Below are 16,282 nucleotides of genomic sequence, written 5' to 3' on the forward strand. Positions count from 1 at the left end.
AAGTTTCACGTGACGGAGGAGGTGTACCCGAATGGCGCGCAAAGCGAAGGCCGGCTTCACGCCCAGCAGGGCCAAGAGCCTGGTCGGTGTCGCGAAGGTGGTGGCGCCCGCGCTCATTCCGGTGCTGGCCCCCGTGATCGCCCGCGGAGCTGGGGTTTTGAGCGAGCAGTACGACCGCTATCGGGCGCGCCGACTCGGCATCGACGTCGCGGACATCGGTAAGTACTCCGGTTACGGCGCCCGGCTGCACGCGCGAATTGTCGGCTTCTCCGAGTCGATGGAGACATTGCGGGCGACTGATTCCGATTGGGTTTCGAAGACCGAGTCGCGCCTTGCTCAGCTCCTCGCCGCGGTGCGCGCCTCCGAGCGCATGCCGACGGCCCGGCGCAAAGCAGCGCACCGGGCCGTCGGAACTGATCTGGAGATGCTGGAGCAGGAGTTGCTCAGGCGCCTGAACGTGCGCTGACGTCCGGTTTCCTGCCGGTCACCTCGGCCACGGCCTTGACCGCCGCCTCCTCGACCACCTGACCGGGGTCGAGGTGCGCGGTGACCTCCTCCATCACCTCGGCGACCCGTTCCTCACGCCTGATCATCGGGTCGGAGCGCAGGTCCTTGGCCAGCGAGACGCAGAGCCCGATCATCACGACCATGAACGGCAGCGCCGCGATGATCGTCAGGTTCTGCAGCCCTGTCAGCGCATCGGACCCGCCGACCAGCAGCATCACGGCGGCGACGGCACCGGTCACCACGCCCCAGAAGATCACCACGGGCTTCGTCGGCCGGATGGTGCCCTCCTGCGAGAGCGTTCCCATCACGATCGACGCGGCGTCGGCTCCGGACACGAAGAAGATCGCCACCAGGAGCATCACGACGACGCCGGCGACGGCGGCCAGCGGGAACTGGTCCAGCAGCGAGAACAACTGCGATTCCGGAGTGGACTGACCGGCGAGGTCGACGCCGTTGCGCTGTTCGAAGATGGCCGTGCCACCCAGGATCGCGAACCACACCAGCGACACCGCGGACGGCACCAGGATCACGCCGGCGACGAACTGCTTGATCGTGCGGCCACGCGAGATGCGCGCGATGAACATGCCGACGAACGGCGTCCACGAGATCCACCACGCCCAGTAGAAGATCGTCCAGCCGGACAGCCAGGTCTCGGTCGCGTCGCCACCGGAGGCGGCGGTGCGGCCGGCCATCGTCGCGAGCTCGCGGAAGTAGTCACCGAGGGCCGTGGGCAGCAGGTTCAGGATGAAAACGGTCGGTCCGACGACGAACAGGAACAGCGCCAGCGTCACGGCCAGCACCATGTTGATGTTCGACAGCCACTGGATGCCCTTCGAGACACCCGAGACGGCGGACGCGACGAACGCGACGGTCAGGATCGCGATGATCGCGACCAGCACGCCCTTGCCGACCTGACCGGCCCAGCCGGCCGCCTCCAGCCCGCTCCCGATCTGCAGGGCGCCGAGACCGAGGGAGGCGGCCGAGCCGAAGAGAGTCGCGAAGATCGCCATGACGTCGATCGCACGACCCCAGCCGCTGGCAGCCCGCTTGCCCAGCAGGGGGGCGAAGGCGGAGCTGATCAGCGAAGAACGTCCCCGGCGGAAGCTGCTGTAGGCGATCGCGATGCCGACGATGGCGTAGATCGCCCACGGGTGCAGCGTCCAGTGGAAGAGCGTGGTCGCCATCGCGGTCTCCAACGGATCTCCGTCGGAACCGGGCGGTGGCTTCACGAAGTGCGTCAGCGGCTCGTTGACGCCGTAGAACATCAGGCCGATGCCCATGCCCGCGCTGAACATCATCGCGACCCAGGACACGGTCTTGAACTCGGGTTTCTCGTCGTCCTGACCGAGCGGGATCTTGCCGTAACGGCTGAACGCGAGCCACAGCGCGAAGACCACGAAGCCGGTGGCGGAGAGCACGAAGGCCCATCCCAGATGCTGGATGATCCAGCCGAGCGCCGCCTTCGAGGCAGACGCCAAACTCTCGGTACCGACGATTCCCCAGGTCACGAACGCAAGCGTGAGACCTGCGGCAACGCCGAACACAACCCGGTCGGTACGGCCCGGCTTGTCGCATTGAACGGTCATGCGGCCCTAGATACCCACTCATAGACCGGGGCAAACTCCTCCGATTACCCTCAACCCTCGTGAGCACCCGGACGAGTGAGTTGCGCACCCTCCGCGGTGCCGCACTCGCGCTGACGTCTGCCGCGCTCACCATCACCGCCCACGGGCTGGGCGGCGGCGAGATCTCCGAGTTCATCCACGCCTTGCCACTGGTGGCGCTGATCGCGTTCGCGGCAGCCTCACTGGCCGACAAGCGCACCGGACGGATCTCGGTCATCGCCGGGCTCGGCACGGCCCAGCTCGCCCAGCACCTGCTGCTGACCTGGGTCAACCACGAGCACACCAACACGCTGACCGGGCAGATGTTCATGGCGCACCTCGTGGCCGCGACGCTGACCGGGCTGTTGCTGTTCCACGCCGAGAACGCCCTGTTCAGGCTGTTCGCCGCCGTCACCCGCCTGATCCCCCGCAGGCTCACGCCGCTGCCGGTCTCCACGCCGATGCGGACGTTCCCCCGCACGCCGTACCTCCAGAACGCTCACCACCTGGAGATTTCGCGTGCGAACGGGCGGCGCGGCCCGCCCTGTGACTCCTGATCATCCGTATCCCTCTGCAGACCCCCTTTGGCATCAGGAGCCACAAGTTCATGTCTACAAATCGATTTGGCGTGCGCACGCTCGCCGTTGTCGCCGTTGCCGGATTCGCCGTGCTCGGCACCCCGACCATCGCATCGGCGCACGTCAGCGCCCAGCCGGCCGAGTTCACCCAGGGCGGCCGCGCCACCTTCGCGTTCCGCGTCCCGAACGAGCGCGACAACGCCGGCACCACCAAGATCGAGGTGACGCTGCCGCAGGACACCCCGCTCACGTCGGTGCGCACCAAGCCACTGGCCGGCTGGAAGGCCGAGGTCGTCAAGGGCAAGCTCGACAAGCCCGTGACGCTCGCCGGCAAGGAGGTCACCGAGGCGTTCAAGACGATCACCTGGACCGCCGAGCCCGGTGTGAAGATCAACGTCAACGAGTACCAGGAGTTCTTCGTCGCCATCGGCACGCTGCCTGAGGGCAAGGACAAGCTCGAGCTCCCGACCAAGCAGACCTACGAGAACGGCGAGGTCGTGGACTGGGCCCAGGCCGCCGGTGCGGACGGCAAGGAGCCGGAGCACCCGGCGCCCGCGCTGAAGCTCGCCCCGAAGGCCGCCGCCGGTGACGACCACGGCCACGGCACGACCCCGGCCGCCAACAGCACCGAGACGCACGAGGCGTCCGCTGCCGGTTCCGACAAGACCGCCCGCTACCTCGGTGGCGCCGGCCTGGCCGTCGGTGCGCTCGGCCTCGGCTTCGGTGTCGGCGCGATCCTGCGTTCGAGGCGCAAGGCATGAAGCGCGCTCTGATCGCGTTCCTGTTCGCTGGTGCGGCCGTGCTCGCCACGGCCGCCCCCGCGGCGGCGCACAACGCGTTGATCGGCAGTGACCCGAAGGACAAGACCTCGCTGGAGGTCGGCCCGTCGACCGTCACGCTGACGTTCGACCAGGACGTGCAGGGTGGCCAGGGCATCAACGCGATCTCGGTCGTCGACGCGAACGGCGGCCACTACGAGGTCGCGGGCGACCCGACGATCAAGGACACCGCGGTCTCCGCGAAGGTCAACGCCCTGGGCAAGGCCGGCGAGTACAAGATCGGCTACCGCATCCTGTCCGCGGACGGGCACCCCGTCTCCGGTGAGCTGACGTTCACGCTCACGAAGGACGGCACCGGCACGCCCACCGCCGCGACGAACGACGCCGCGACCGGCGACTCGGGTTCGAACGACGGCCTGCCCATCTGGGTGTGGATCGTCGGCGCCGTGGTGCTGCTCGGCGGTGGCGTGTTCTTCGCCCTGCGCGGTGGCGGAGGCGCGAAGGCATGAGCGATGTCCGGACCGCCGCCCCCACCCACTACCGCGTGCTCGCCGGACTCGTGTTCGGCGCACTCGGAGGCATCGCGCTCGGCCTCGTGCTGGCACCACCCGTCGTGGTCGCCGGGGTCGTCGACGCCGGGGCGGCGGTCCGGTACGGCCTGCCGGTCACACGGGTGTTGCTCGACATCTCGGCGACGATCGTCGTCGGGCTGTCGATCCTGCCGAAGCTGCTCGGCTTCGACCGGCCCACGCACACCGAACCGGTCATGCGTCTCGCCCGGCCGGCCGCGGTCGTCGCCGCCGCCGTCTGGGTCGTCGCGGCGCTGATGGCGATCGTCCTGCAGGCCGCTGAACTGCGGCCGGGCAGCGACGTCAGCATCGGCAACGCCGTCGACTACATCGCGAACGTGGGCGCCGGGAAGGGCCTGCTGTTCAGCGCGTCCTGCGCGTTCGTCTACCTGATCATCGGTGTGATGGCCGTGCGCGGCGGCGAGTCCGTACCCGCTGAGCTGCGGATTCTCGTCTCGATGTTCGGGCTGCTGCCGATCCCGGTGACCGGACACGCCTCCAACTGGAAGTACCACGACTACTCGATGGTCTCCATGGAGCTGCACGTGCTGGGCGCCGCCGCGTGGACCGGTGGGCTCGGCGCGTTGATGGCGCTGGTCGCCTACCGCAAGGGGCTGCTGGCGATCGCGCTGCCGAGGTTCTCGAAGATCGCGACCGTCAGCCTGGTCGTCGTCGCGATCACCGGCCTGTTCAACGGGTTGCTGGAGCTGATCCTCAACCCGATCGTGCCGTTCCCGCAGTCGCTGTTCACGACCGGCTACGGCCTGCTGTTCCTGGGCAAGGCCGTGTGCGCGGGACTGATCGCGGTGCTCGGCGCGCACATCCGGTGGCGGTTGCTGCCGAAGATCTCCCAGCACAAGGTCACCGCGATCGTGCAGTGGGCGATCCTTGAGGTGACCATCATGGGCGTTGCGTTCGGCCTCGCCGTGATCCTGAGCCGCGCCCCGGTCAGCTGAACCCGGTCGCGACCCTGACCAGGTCGGCGACCGCACGCGACCTGCTGTGCGGTGGCCACGCGATCACCGTCGTCACCTTCTGCGCGTCCACCACCGGTACCGCGGCCAGGCCCTCGAGCAGGCCGGAGCGGACGACCTCCGGCATGACCGCGACCGCACGGCCGAGCGCGATCATCTGGAACAACTGCGTCAGGTTGTGCACCTCCATGCCGGGCCCCGGGAGGTAGCTGCCGTCGGGCTCCGGCCAGCGCGCGAGTTCCGGCAGGTCGATGACGTCGGCCATCCGCAACCGACCGGCGCCGGCCAGCGGGTGCGAGCTCGCGAGGATCGCGAACTGGCTCTCGGTGCGCAGTGGCTCGACGTCGAGTCCGGCGGTCGAGTCGTACGGCTCGTGCATGATCGCCACGTCCGCCCGGCCGTCGAGCAGCGGTTGCCGGGTGTGGGCCTCGCACAACAGCAGGTCGACGGCGACCGCACCGGGTTCGGCGGCGTAGGCGTCGAGCAGCTTCGCCAGCAGCTCGCTGGAGCCACCCGCCTTGGCGGCCAGCACCAATGCAGGCCTTTCGACGTTGCGGGTGCGCCTCTCCGCCGCGGCGACCGCCCCGAGGATCGCCCTTGCCTCCGCGAGCAGCACCGCGCCGGCGTCGGTGAGCGAGACCTTGCGACTGGTGCGGGTCAGCAACGCGACGCCGAGCCGGTGTTCGAGCTGCGCGATCGTCCGGGAGAGCGGTGGCTGGGCGATGCCGAGACGGTCGGCGGCGCGGCCGAAGTGCAGTTCTTCGGCGACCGCGACGAAGTACCGGAGCTCTCTGGTCTCCACCCCACCACCGTATCGATACCGGCCGGGTATCGCTGGGACACCGAAGTGATGTTGGTCCTGATCGCCTCTCGGACCACGATCAAATGCATGAGCGAACAGACGATTGCGCTGGTCACCGGCGCGAACAAGGGAATCGGCTACGAGATCGCGGCGGGCCTCGGGATGACCGTCGGAGTCGGCGCGAGGGATGCGCAACGTGGCGAGGAGGCCGTGGCGAAACTGCGCGCGAACGGCGTCGACGCGTTCTTCGTGCCGTTGGACGTGACCGACGACGACAGCGTCCAGGCAGCGGTGGCACTGCTCGAGGAACGGTTCGGCCGCCTCGACGTGCTGGTCAACAACGCGGCGATCGCCGGAGCGTGGCCCGCGGCGCCGTCCGCCGCCACACCGGAAAACCTGCGGGAGGTGCTGGAGACCAACGTGATCGGCGTCGTCCGGGTCACCAACGCGATGCTGCCGCTGCTGGCCCGTTCCGCACGGCCGCGGATCGTCAACCAGTCGAGCCACCTGGCGTCCCTGACGCTGCAGACCAATCCTGAAGTGGAGTTCGGCGAGGTCAACGGCACCTACACGCCGGCGAAGACGTTCCTGAACGCGCTGACCGTCCAGTACGCGAAGGAACTCACGAACATCAAGGTCAACGCCGTCTGCCCCGGTTACGTGGCGACCGACCTCAACGGCTTCCAGGGGACCAGCACACCCGCGGACGGCGCCAAGGCGGCGATCAGGCTGGCCACGCTGCCCGACGACGGTCCCACCGGCGGTCTCTTCGACGACGCCGGGACTGTGCCCTGGTGAGGCAAATGTTCAACGTGAAACATCCACAACTTCGACCGGACTCGGCGAGTGGTCCGATCGGCGCGACGAGCTGCGCACGAACGGACTAGTCGGTGATCAGTCGGGCCGAAGATTCTTCCCGCATTCGCGCCAGCCGGTTCATCGTCCGCTGACCGCGGCGGTCCAGCTCACGGCTGTCGATCCAGCCGTTGGCGTAGTAGCGGTAGTCCTGAGCCAGCGCCACGAGCTCGGCGAGGTAGTCGGCGGATCGTCGCCGTCGCTCCTCGTCAAAGCCCGCCAGCAGCGGTAGCTGGGTGTCCACCACCTCGTCGAGCAACTGCGCGGACCGCAGCGCTCTCCTGGAACGCCACCTCCGAGTAAGGCTCACGCGCCGCACCTCGTCCTTCGCCCCGACCTGCCGCACCTTAGGCGTGGATTTCTCGCCCGTCGATGCTGCATTCGTGTGCGAAGGTCCTGGCGTTACCGGTTCGTGTCCCACGCCATCCGATCGTGGTGCTATAGGACCCAAACGAGATTGCCACTAGGCGGCGCTGTCAGCTCCGGTGAAGCGTGCGACGCGCTCGGCCAGTTCACGGGCCTCGGGGTTGTTGCGGCGCTTCTCGGCCTCCTGGCGAAGAGGCTCCATGCGCTGCTTCGTGCGGACCGACTTCAGGCCTTCGGACAGGTCGACGGCCTGGCCACCGACCTTGGCGCCGTGGTCGACGTCGCCCTGGATGAGGTGGTTGATCGACATCGAGGTGAGGTTGAACGACCGGCTGCGCGCCATGTCGTCGCCGAAGCTGTTGATCGCCTTCGAGAGGTAGGGAATCGCGGTGCGGGCGTACTTGACGTCCACGGACTGCGCGAGCTCCGTGTGCACGGTGCCGATCATCGACGAGAGGTCGATCTCGTTGAAGAACCGCGCCCAGGCGGGTGCCTCGACGACGTCCGCGCGGGAGAACTCGTCACGCGCGCGGCCGAGCAGCTTGAGCGCCTGCTCGTCGGAACCCATCTTCGCGTAGGCCCAGGCCTCGTTCGCGCACAGGATGCCCACCGCCAGCTCGGAACCGGAGTTCTGCGCGGCCAGCTGACCCAGCTGGAACACCTTCAGCGCGTCGTCCGGGGCGTTCTGGTGCAAGTAGACGCGGCCCATGCGGTACAGGATGTTCGCCATCAGAGCCTCGTTCTCGCCCTGCTTCGCGAGGTCGAGCGCCTGGCCGAAGTGGTTGCGGGCCGAGTCCATCAGGCCCGTGTCGAACGACGTCCAGCCGGCGAGGTTGTGCAGGTCGGCCAGGGCCACGAAGAGCCGCTGGCGAACGATGTCCGTGGAGCTCGCGCCGAGCATCTGCTGTCCCCAGGACAGCTGGGCGACCACGGCGTCACGACAGGAGCCGCCGCCGTACTGGTAGTCGAGGGCACGCAGAGCACGGGTGGCCGCTTCGACCTGCCGCACGTCCGTCATGCCGATGCGTCCCGGAGCCGGAGTCTGTGTGGGGTGTGAAACCCACGACCCGGAGTCCGCTCCGAACACGGCCGCGCCCACTGTCACGGCGGCGGCGTGCGCGAGGAACTTCCGACGCTTCACCGACTCTTCCTCCTCCGGATGGGGTGAGTCCGCAGCTGCGGCCACCCTTACTGCCGTTGTCTCGTCATAGGCGAGACCCATGTATCCACGTGGGACACCCAAGCCGATGGCGATCCTCGTCAGGACGTCGTACGCCATCACCTGGCGTCCCTTGAGAATCTCCGAGACTTCGGACTGCGACTGCCCAGTGAGCGCCGCGATCTGGCGCTGGGACACGCCGTGCCTTCGGAGCAGCCGGTAGACCGAGCTGATCTCTCGTCGGGCAAGTGCGTCCCGCATCTCCTGGTGGTCCCACACCTCGGTGGGGATCGGAGAGCCCTGGGAACTCATGGTGTTCATCGCGCACCCTCACAGTCCGTTGGGCGTCATCGGCAGACTAGGGGCAGGTCCCCGAGCCCGAGAAGTCCTCTTCGGCGGAGCTGATCGGCTCTACCGAACACCGCTTACCGCTCACCGTAAGACTTCCACCGGTGGGCGCTGTGACGTCCCGTTCCGGCATGAATCATCGCAATCTAGATTCCGGTAAGCGAGTGAGCACGGAGAGGAACGACCTAATAGTGGACAGCTCCTCCTCAGGCTCCACCTCCATTGTGGAGACGGGTGACACCGAATCCACATGGCGCGGCATGACCGGGCAACGTCGGACGTGGCAGATCAGCTGCGGCGACGTGGTCGACCGGGACCGCCAGCTCACCGTGAAGGTCGTTCAGGGCCAAGTGGTCCTGGTAGGCCCTCCCGGGGAGACGGCAGTCTTGTCCCACGACCAGCTCGTACAGCTCAGGGCTGCGCTACGCGAAGCCGCCGACCAGGCGGAAAGGTGACGGTGACGTTTCGATGGACGCGATCCTCGGACAGGTTCTTCGCAACGCTGTGTGGGAACGCCTCGACCTGCTCACAGAGCTGGCGAGCCGCGCTGACGCCCCGTCCCTCCTGTCGGTGGCTCGATCCGAGCTCCCTCGGCTGACCGAGGGATGGCGTGCACTTCTGGCAGCGCACGAGCCGGACGAGAAGGGCAACTGCCCTGAATGTTCCGGCCGCTGGCGCCAGCAGAAGTCACCTTGCTCGGTGTGGCGCGCCGCGTACGAACACCTGGTTGCGGGCGGACTCGCCCCGCGCCCGGCTCGCCATCTGCGCGAGGCCCCGGTGACTCCTCCTGTCACCCGGTCCCGCCGCGCGGTGGCTCGAGCCCACTAACGGGCGTTTGCGACTGACCTGGCGTCCCCCCGACACGACCAGGTCTGCAAACCGCCTACTGACCGGTGGCCCGCGATGTGCGAACCCCCGACCGCTACATCGCGGGCCCCGGTCAGCTTTACAACTCCACAGATTCCCGCGGGCCGGTGACGTGCACCTTCCCTCCCCGACCGTTACTGGTCCGCGGTCACCAACCACGGCCCCTGTCTGCACCTCCCGCGCAGATAGGGGCCGTTTTCACGTCCAGTGGTGTGGCCCGGAACGTTGCCGGGTCACACCACTAGCGGTGGGTGCCGGTCTTCCAGGCCAGGTACGAGGTCAGGCCGGGGAACAGCCGGCCGGAGAGCTCGAACGCCTTGAGCTGCCACGGGAACAGGTGCTCGGCACGTTCCTTCTCCACCGCGTCCACGATCGCCTTCGCGCACTGCTCCGGCGTGACCGTGGGGATCATCAGCCGGGCGATGGCCGGGATTCGTTCTTCGGCGCCAGGGTTGTTGTTGAAGTACTCGCTGGAGACCTTGCCCGGCACCACTTCGCTGATCCCGACGCCGGTTCCGCGCAGGTCGAGGCGCAGTGACGCGGTCAGCCCGCGCAGCGCCCAGCGTGACGACTGGTAGCCGACGCAGCCGGGAATCGGCAGGCGGGACACCGGCGAGTTCACGTTGACGATCCAGCCGGAGCCACGGGACCGCATGGTGCCCAGGTACTCCCTGGTGAGCAGCAACGCCGCCAGGTACGGCACGGCGTTCATGGTGACCAGCTCGTCCGCCGACGTGTCGTCGAGGAAGAGCCAGCGCCCGACACCCGCGTTGTTGACCAGCACGTCCGGCGCCGGCACGTCTTCCGCGAGTGCGCGAATCTGCTCTGCGTCCGCCAGATCCGCCGGATGAGCGGTCGCCGAGCCGCCGAACTCGGTGATCCGTTTGACCTGCAGATCGAGCAGTTCGGCGCTCCGGGCCACAAGGTGGACATGAGCGCCGTGAGCGGCGAACCGGAACGCCGCTTCCGCGCCGATTCCCTGGGACGCCCCCGTGACCAGAACTTTCTTGCCCGACAGCTGCATCAGACCACCGATCGCACTCGACTCATCAACACCGCGGCCAGCGTCGTCGCCAGCGCGGAGACCGCGAACAGACCGCGGTAACCGCCCAGGTTGGCGAGGATCAACGCGGTCAGCAAGGGGGCGATGACCTGCGGTAACGCGTTGGCCACGTTGAGCACGCCCAGGTCCTTGGCCCGGTCGGACGCGGCCGGCAGCACCTGGGTGAGCAGCGCGATCGCGACGGCCCAGTACGTGCCGAAGCCGACGCCGAGCAGCGGAGAGGCGATCAGCACGGCGGTCCAGGTAGGCCAGATCACCAGGATCAACGCCGCGAGCGCCATCACGGCCGCGGCACCGTACACATACGGCTTTCGGCGGCCAGAACGATCACTCCGTGCGCCGAACAGCACTGCTCCTGCGGCGAGCGCCACCCCGTACAGCGCCATGAGCACCAGCAGACCGTCCTCCGGCGACTCGTGGTGCACCACGTCGCCGAGGAAGTAGAGGAGGTAGAGCGTGCCGAACGCGTTGCCGAGGTTGATCATCAGGTGCCCGCCCCACGCCCACGCGAAGTCGGGGTGCTGCTTCGGCGAGATCCAGAACGTCGGCCGCACGGGCTTGGTGATGAGCTGCGTGTCGGGTGTGCGCAGGACGAAGAAGATGGCGCCTGCCAGCACGATGACCGCGCACGCCAGATAGCCGGCCTGAAGTCCGCTGACCAGCAGCGTCACCACGACCGCGCCCAGCACGGTGCCGAGCATCTGACTGATCCCGATGAGCCCGCCGACCTGGGCCCGTTGCTCGACCGGCACCCGGTCGGGCACGGCCGAGGTCAGCGCGGCGAGCATTCCGCCGATGCCGGCCTGCACCAGGCACCATCCGATGGTCATCACGACCACCGACGGCGCGTTGGCGAGCACGGCCAGGCCGACGGCACCGACGACAGCGCCGGCCAGCGTCCACGGGTGGCGGCGGCCGAACCGCGAGGTCGTGCGGTCGGACAGGAACCCGATCAACGGCACGACCAGCAGCGACACCAGGCCGCCGAAGCCGGTGACGATGCCGAACACCAGCTCCTTGTTCGCCTTGTTCAGCAGTTCGGCCTGTTGCGGCAGCAGCACCTGGATCGGCGCGTAGACCGCCAGCCACAACCCGAGGTTCGCGCAGAACAACCAGGCCATCCAGCCGCGGCGAACCCGCACCACCGGCTCAGCGAGGGCTTCACTCACCGCTGATCACCTTTCTGTACCAGTGGAACGAGTCGCGCGGCGTGCGTCGCTGCGTCTCGTAGTCGACCTGGACCAGGCCGAACCGCTGTGAATATCCGGCTTCCCACTCGAAGTTGTCGAGCAGCGACCACACGAAGTACCCGGAGACGTCCGCTGCCTGCGCGGCTTTGAGGTGTCCGTCGAGGTAGGAGATCCGGTCGGCGTCCGCGAGCTCGTCGGGGAAGCTGCAGCCGCTCTCGGTCACGTGCACCGGCGGCAGGTCCGGATACCGCTCGCGCAACGCGTTGATCATCTCGGTCAGCCCGGCCGGAACGATCGGCCAGCCGAACCCGGTGAGCGGGTACTCGTCGATCTCCGCCAGTTCGAACGGCAACGGGTTGCCCTCGGACGGCGCCTTGAGCCGCGTCGGGTTGTAGTAGTTCACGCCGTAGAAGTCGAGCGGCTGGTGGATCGTGGCCAGGTCACCATCGGCGATAGGCAGAAGGTCGGCGACTGCGTCGGGATATCGGCCCGACAACATGGGATCCGCGTAGATCCAGTTGTGAATTTCGCTGTAAGCCTCGGCGGCTGCTACGTCATTCGGCCCAACCGGCCAGGCGGGCGTGTGGTTGTTCGCCGTGCCAACCGCTTGCGCGTTGTACGAGCGGAGCACTTCGACCGCACGGCCGTGAGCGAGGTTCAGGTGGTGGGCGGTCGGCAACGCGTCGAAAAGCAGCGTCTTGCCGGGAGCGTGTTCACCGATCGCGTAGCCCTGCAACGTCACCATCGCGGGTTCGTTGACCGGGATCCACAGCTTCACGCGGTCGGCGAGCCGGTCCGCGACCAGCGCCGTGTAGTCGGCGAACCGGTCGGCGATGTCCCGGTTCAGCCATCCGCCCTGCGCTTCCAGTTCCGCAGGCGTGTCCCAGTGGTACAACGTCACCACGGGGGCAATTCCGACGTCGACGAGCGCGTCGACCAGGCGGTCGTAGAAGTCGAGGCCCTCGGCGTTGACAGGTCCTTTGCCGGACGGCTGGATGCGCGGCCACGCGATCGAGAACCGATACGCGTTCACGCCGAGCTGCGTCATGAGCGCAACGTCCTCGCGCCACCGGTTGTAGTGGTCGCACGCAACGGAAGCGTTCTGGTTCTCGTGTACTGGAGAGAACCCGTCCCACACGGAGGGGCCGCGGCCGCCGGCGGTGAACGCGCCCTCGATCTGGAACGCGGACGTCGACACTCCCCAAAGGAAGTCGCTCATCGATCCTCCAAATGTGAAACTTGTTCGGATCGTAGGCGTGTTGACAGGTTCAGGGAAGTGAAAGAGCCGTACAACAGGCAAGATGGAAGTACCCGAACTACTGGGAGTCGCCGTGACGAGCACCACCCCGCTTCGCCGTCAGCCCGTCCAGCAGCGCAGCGCCAAGAGAGTCGAGCGCATGCTCGAGGCGTGCGCGACTCTCATCGACGAGGTGGGCTACGACGGCGTGACCACGACGTTGATCGCGGAGAGAGCGGGAGTGGCCGTCGGCTCGCTCTACCAGTTCTTCCCCGACAAGAGAGCCGTCGTGCAGGCACTGACGCTGCGCAACGTCGACAAGTTCTCCCAGGGCATCACCGAACGGCTCGAGCAGGCGACACTCGAGCACTGGTGGGACGCCGTGGACACGGTGTTCGACGTCTACGTGACGATGCACCGCGAGATCCCCGCGTTCGGGAAGCTGCACTTCGGTGACGTCGTGGACATGCGCCTGCTCGACGACCGCCGGGACAACAACGCCGTCATCTCCGACAAGATCTCGGAGCTGATCTCGGGCAAGTTCAGCATTCCGTTCGGAGAGGTCGGCCTGCCGATCGCGATCGCCGTCGAGGCCGCCGACGCCGTGCTGAAGATGGCCTTCCGCAACAACCCGAACGGCGACCAGGCGATCCTGATCGAGGCCAAGGCACTGGTCAGGGGCTACCTGTCGTCGCGCCTGCCGGCCTAGCCGAAGTTGCGGCGCTCGCCGCGGTACGTGGGCACGGTGCGCTCGATGCGGTCACCGTGCACCAGGTGCACCTCGTCGAACCGCTCGAACAGCTCGCCGGCCTTGGCGTGCCGCATCCAGACGCGGTCGCCGATCTTCAGCTGCTCCGCCGCCTTGCCGGTGACCGGCGTCTGCACCTCGCCAGCGCCTTCGAGGCCGAGCGTCTTCAGCCCTTCAGGCAGGTACGGCGACGGCTGGCGGTCGGGCGTGGGCGTGCCGGAAGCGATGTAGCCGCCGGCGAAGAGCGTGGCGACCCGCTTGGTCGGCTTGCGCACCACCGACAACGCGAACAGCGCCGCGGGTTCCGGCTTGAACCCCTGATACCCGTCGAACAGGGTCGGCCCGAAGAGCCCGGACCCGGCCGCGAGCTCGGTGACCGACGGGTCGGACCCGGTCAACTCCAAGCTCCCGGTGCCACCACCGTTGACGAACTCCAGGTCGGCGACCTGCCGGACCGCGCTGACCACCGCGGTCCTGCGCTGGATCAGCTCGGGCCCGGACTTGGACTGGATGAACCGGATCCCGAGCGCCCGCAGCGGCTGCCCGGGCGGGTTGTCGCCCAGCCCGGCGATCTGCCCCTCGTACGCCATGACGCCGACCAGCTTGAAGCCGGCGCGTTGGGTGATCTTGCCGGCCAGCGCTTTCGCCTGAAGCGGCGTGTGGATCGACGACCGGCGCGGCCCGATGTGCACGCCCGGCAGCGGTCGCCACGACACGTCGAGCTCCAGGCAGACCCGGATGTCGGCGTGCGGCCCGATGGCAGCGTCCACGAAATCGAGGTGCTCGACCGAGTCGACCATGATCGTGACGCGCTGACGTGCGGTTTCGTTGGCCGCGAGCTTCTGCAACGACGCGCGGTCGGCGGTCGGGTACGCCACGAGGAGGTCCTCGCTGACGTTCTGCTCCGACAACCACAGCGCCTCGGCCAGCGAGTAGCACATGACCCCGGCGTAACCGGGCCGTTCGAGCGCCCGGCTCACCAGGTCGCGCACCCGGATCGACTTGCTCGCCACCCGGATCGGATGACCGGCAGCGCGACGGGCGAGGTCCGCCGCGTTGTGGTCGAAGGCATCCAGGTCGACGATCGCGAACGGAGGATCCAAATCCTTCGTCGCGGCATCGAGTCGAGTTCTGCGCATGCTCTGACGGTACGTGCTGAACCCTTGAAACGTGAAGAGCTTTCACTTACGTTACTCGCAGGTCACACTCTCTCGTGGAGGTTCGCGTGTGGACGAACTGGGCTAAAACGGCTTCGTGCACGCCTACGCGCGTCGTCCGTCCGTCCAGCACGGACGAGATCGCCACGGCGGTCCTCTCCGCCTCCCGCATCCGAGCGCGAGGCAGCGGCCACTCGTTCAACGACATCGCCGTAGCGCCAGAAGTAGCGCTCGACCTGGACCGATGGACGGGAATCGTACGCGCGGACGCGGAAACGGGCCTGGTAACAGTCCGCTCCGGCACTCCCCTCTGGGCCTTCAACGCCGACCTGCACCGCCTGGGCCTGGCAATGCCGAACCTGGGCGACATCGACGCCCAAACAGTCGCCGGCGCAGTCTCCACCTCAACCCACGGCACCGGCGGCAAACTGGGCGTCCTGGCCACCGCGATCGTGGAACTCGAACTGGTCCTGGCCGACGGCTCGGTGGTGACCTGCAACCGCACCGAACGCCCAGACCTCTTCAACGCAGCACGAGTGGGCCTGGGCGCACTCGGCATCATCAGCACCCTGACCCTCCAGTGCGTCCCGTCGTTCGTACTGCAGGCCTCAGAATCCCCAGGCCGCCTGGACGCAGTGCTGGAACAGTTCGACGACCTCTGCGCAGTAGAGGACCACGTCGAATTCCACTGGTTCACCCACTCCGACCGCGTGATCCTCAAGCGCAACAACAGGATCACCGACCAGGCCCGCCCACTCTCCAAGCTCAGGCAGGCCTGGGAGTACGAGGTCATGGAGAACGCCGCGTTCGGCGCGGTGACCAAGGTGGCCAAGACCTTCCCGCGCTACACCAAGCGCCTCAACGAACTCTGCGGCTCACTGATCTCCGAACGGTCCTATTCGGACTACTCGCACAACGTCTTCGTGACCCCAAGACGAGTCCGCTTCGTGGAGACCGAGTTCTCCATCCCCCGCGAAACCCTGATGGACGTGATCGGCGAACTCCGCGCCGTGGCGAACAAACTGGGCGAACGCGACCACCTCATCGTCCCGTGCGAAGTGCGCATCGCCCAGGCAGACGACATCTGGCTCTCAACGGCGAACGGCCGAGACACCGCGTACATCTCAATGCACCAGGCACTAGGCATGCAGTACAAGGCGTTCTTCGACGCATACGCAAGCATCGCGGCATCGGTAGGCGGCCGCCCACACTGGGGCAAGATGCACGACCTCACCGCAACCGAACTCTGCCCGCTGTACCCGCACTTCGACGACTTCCTGCGGGTACGGGACGAGGTCGATCCGGGCAGGACGTTCACCAACGCCTACCTGGACCGCGTACTCGGCTAACACCCACCCACAGCGAAGCCGAAGGCGAGCCGTCCTTACCGAACGGGCTGGGCGGTGGGGTCCCGTCACGAGTCGCACCACAGCTCTTGCTGCATGCAGGTAGGGGTGTCAACTCGACACGCTTTTCGTC

The 16,282-nt window shown here is 67.5% G+C and carries 18 protein-coding genes; 10 read left to right on the forward strand and 8 right to left on the reverse strand.

Features of this window, described 5'->3' with window-relative positions; all coding sequences use genetic code 11:
* Positions 1 to 31 precede the first annotated feature (31 nt).
* Complete coding sequence (locus tag ACIQF0_RS18575) at positions 32 to 466, forward strand: DUF6474 family protein (protein ID WP_401030814.1); 435 nt, start codon at positions 32 to 34, stop codon at positions 464 to 466.
* On the opposite strand, the gene ACIQF0_RS18580 is transcribed toward ACIQF0_RS18575, so the two are convergent.
* Positions 444 to 2,093 (reverse strand): BCCT family transporter, encoded by a 1,650-nt coding sequence (locus tag ACIQF0_RS18580; RefSeq protein WP_401030816.1) that lies wholly within the window; start codon positions 2,091 to 2,093, stop codon positions 444 to 446. The two genes, ACIQF0_RS18575 and ACIQF0_RS18580, sit on opposite strands and share 23 nt — an antisense overlap.
* Positions 2,094 to 2,152: 59 nt before the next feature.
* On the opposite strand from ACIQF0_RS18580, the gene ACIQF0_RS18585 reads away from it, so the two are divergent.
* The 4 genes from ACIQF0_RS18585 to ACIQF0_RS18600 all read left to right on the forward strand — a co-directional run bounded on the left by ACIQF0_RS18585 (position 2,153) and on the right by ACIQF0_RS18600 (position 4,993).
* Positions 2,153 to 2,668 carry a hypothetical protein gene (locus tag ACIQF0_RS18585; RefSeq protein WP_401030818.1) on the forward strand — a complete coding sequence of 172 codons (516 nt, stop codon included), beginning with the start codon at positions 2,153 to 2,155 and terminating at the stop codon, positions 2,666 to 2,668.
* A gap of 71 nt (positions 2,669 to 2,739) precedes the next feature.
* Positions 2,740 to 3,450: a YcnI family protein gene (locus tag ACIQF0_RS18590; RefSeq protein ID WP_401030820.1), complete on the forward strand. Its 711-nt coding sequence runs from the start codon at positions 2,740 to 2,742 to the stop codon at positions 3,448 to 3,450.
* Positions 3,447 to 3,977 carry a copper resistance CopC family protein gene (locus ACIQF0_RS18595; protein ID WP_401030822.1) on the forward strand — a complete coding sequence of 177 codons (531 nt, stop codon included), beginning with the start codon at positions 3,447 to 3,449 and terminating at the stop codon, positions 3,975 to 3,977. Before ACIQF0_RS18590 ends, ACIQF0_RS18595 begins: the two co-directional genes overlap by 4 nt.
* The gene (locus ACIQF0_RS18600; protein WP_401030824.1) at positions 3,974 to 4,993 is read left to right on the forward strand and encodes a copper resistance D family protein; all 1,020 of its coding nucleotides are present in this window, start codon (positions 3,974 to 3,976) and stop codon (positions 4,991 to 4,993) included. The genes ACIQF0_RS18595 and ACIQF0_RS18600 overlap by 4 nt, the downstream gene beginning before the upstream one ends.
* Here the strand turns inward: ACIQF0_RS18600 and ACIQF0_RS18605 are convergent.
* The gene (locus ACIQF0_RS18605; protein ID WP_401030825.1) at positions 4,986 to 5,813 is read right to left on the reverse strand and encodes a LysR family transcriptional regulator; all 828 of its coding nucleotides are present in this window, start codon (positions 5,811 to 5,813) and stop codon (positions 4,986 to 4,988) included. The genes ACIQF0_RS18600 and ACIQF0_RS18605 overlap by 8 nt on opposite strands.
* A gap of 87 nt (positions 5,814 to 5,900) precedes the next feature.
* Between ACIQF0_RS18605 and ACIQF0_RS18610 the strand changes: the two genes are divergently transcribed.
* Entirely contained in the window at positions 5,901 to 6,611 is a 711-nt protein-coding gene (locus tag ACIQF0_RS18610; RefSeq protein WP_401030827.1) for an SDR family oxidoreductase, read from the forward strand.
* An 85-nt stretch (positions 6,612 to 6,696) separates the two neighbouring features.
* On the opposite strand, the gene ACIQF0_RS18615 is transcribed toward ACIQF0_RS18610, so the two are convergent.
* Positions 6,697 to 6,978, reverse strand: coding sequence for a hypothetical protein (locus ACIQF0_RS18615; RefSeq protein WP_093596166.1), 282 nt, complete (start codon positions 6,976 to 6,978; stop codon positions 6,697 to 6,699).
* Positions 6,979 to 7,131: 153 nt separating this feature from the next.
* Positions 7,132 to 8,514, reverse strand: a complete 1,383-nt coding sequence (locus tag ACIQF0_RS18620) for a helix-turn-helix transcriptional regulator (protein WP_319976323.1) — start codon at positions 8,512 to 8,514, stop codon at positions 7,132 to 7,134.
* 191 nt (positions 8,515 to 8,705) lie between these two features.
* Here ACIQF0_RS18620 and ACIQF0_RS18625 point away from each other — a divergent pair, with 191 nt between their 5' ends.
* Together ACIQF0_RS18625 and ACIQF0_RS18630 are read left to right on the forward strand one after the other, a co-directional pair.
* Complete coding sequence (locus ACIQF0_RS18625; RefSeq protein WP_307790106.1) at positions 8,706 to 8,996, forward strand: hypothetical protein; 291 nt, start codon at positions 8,706 to 8,708, stop codon at positions 8,994 to 8,996.
* Between the two features lie 13 nt (positions 8,997 to 9,009).
* Positions 9,010 to 9,369 (forward strand): hypothetical protein, encoded by a 360-nt coding sequence (locus ACIQF0_RS18630; protein ID WP_030480258.1) that lies wholly within the window; start codon positions 9,010 to 9,012, stop codon positions 9,367 to 9,369.
* A 280-nt stretch (positions 9,370 to 9,649) separates the two neighbouring features.
* Here the strand turns inward: ACIQF0_RS18630 and ACIQF0_RS18635 are convergent, their stop codons facing one another.
* The 3 genes from ACIQF0_RS18635 to ACIQF0_RS18645 are packed head-to-tail and all read right to left on the reverse strand — an operon-like array spanning position 9,650 to position 12,880.
* A complete protein-coding gene (locus tag ACIQF0_RS18635) occupies positions 9,650 to 10,432 on the reverse strand; it encodes an SDR family NAD(P)-dependent oxidoreductase (protein ID WP_401030830.1) in 783 nt (260 codons plus the stop codon).
* Positions 10,432 to 11,592: an MFS transporter gene (locus ACIQF0_RS18640; protein ID WP_401031467.1), complete on the reverse strand. Its 1,161-nt coding sequence runs from the start codon at positions 11,590 to 11,592 to the stop codon at positions 10,432 to 10,434. Before ACIQF0_RS18640 ends, ACIQF0_RS18635 begins: the two co-directional genes overlap by 1 nt.
* Before the next feature lie 40 nt (positions 11,593 to 11,632).
* The gene (locus ACIQF0_RS18645) at positions 11,633 to 12,880 is read right to left on the reverse strand and encodes a GH1 family beta-glucosidase (protein WP_401030832.1); all 1,248 of its coding nucleotides are present in this window, start codon (positions 12,878 to 12,880) and stop codon (positions 11,633 to 11,635) included.
* Between the two features lie 82 nt (positions 12,881 to 12,962).
* On the opposite strand from ACIQF0_RS18645, the gene ACIQF0_RS18650 reads away from it, so the two are divergent.
* Positions 12,963 to 13,607 carry a TetR family transcriptional regulator gene (locus tag ACIQF0_RS18650; RefSeq protein ID WP_396425002.1) on the forward strand — a complete coding sequence of 215 codons (645 nt, stop codon included), beginning with the start codon at positions 12,963 to 12,965 and terminating at the stop codon, positions 13,605 to 13,607.
* Here the strand turns inward: ACIQF0_RS18650 and ACIQF0_RS18655 are convergent.
* Positions 13,604 to 14,785 (reverse strand): amino acid deaminase/aldolase, encoded by a 1,182-nt coding sequence (locus ACIQF0_RS18655; protein WP_401030835.1) that lies wholly within the window; start codon positions 14,783 to 14,785, stop codon positions 13,604 to 13,606. The genes ACIQF0_RS18650 and ACIQF0_RS18655 overlap by 4 nt on opposite strands.
* 86 nt (positions 14,786 to 14,871) lie before the next feature.
* On the opposite strand from ACIQF0_RS18655, the gene ACIQF0_RS18660 reads away from it, so the two are divergent.
* Positions 14,872 to 16,152 carry a D-arabinono-1,4-lactone oxidase gene (locus tag ACIQF0_RS18660; protein ID WP_401030836.1) on the forward strand — a complete coding sequence of 427 codons (1,281 nt, stop codon included), beginning with the start codon at positions 14,872 to 14,874 and terminating at the stop codon, positions 16,150 to 16,152.
* Positions 16,153 to 16,282 lie beyond the last annotated feature (130 nt).

Source organism: Lentzea sp. NPDC092896 (assembly GCF_044754905.1).
Taxonomy (GTDB): domain Bacteria; phylum Actinomycetota; class Actinomycetes; order Mycobacteriales; family Pseudonocardiaceae; genus Lentzea.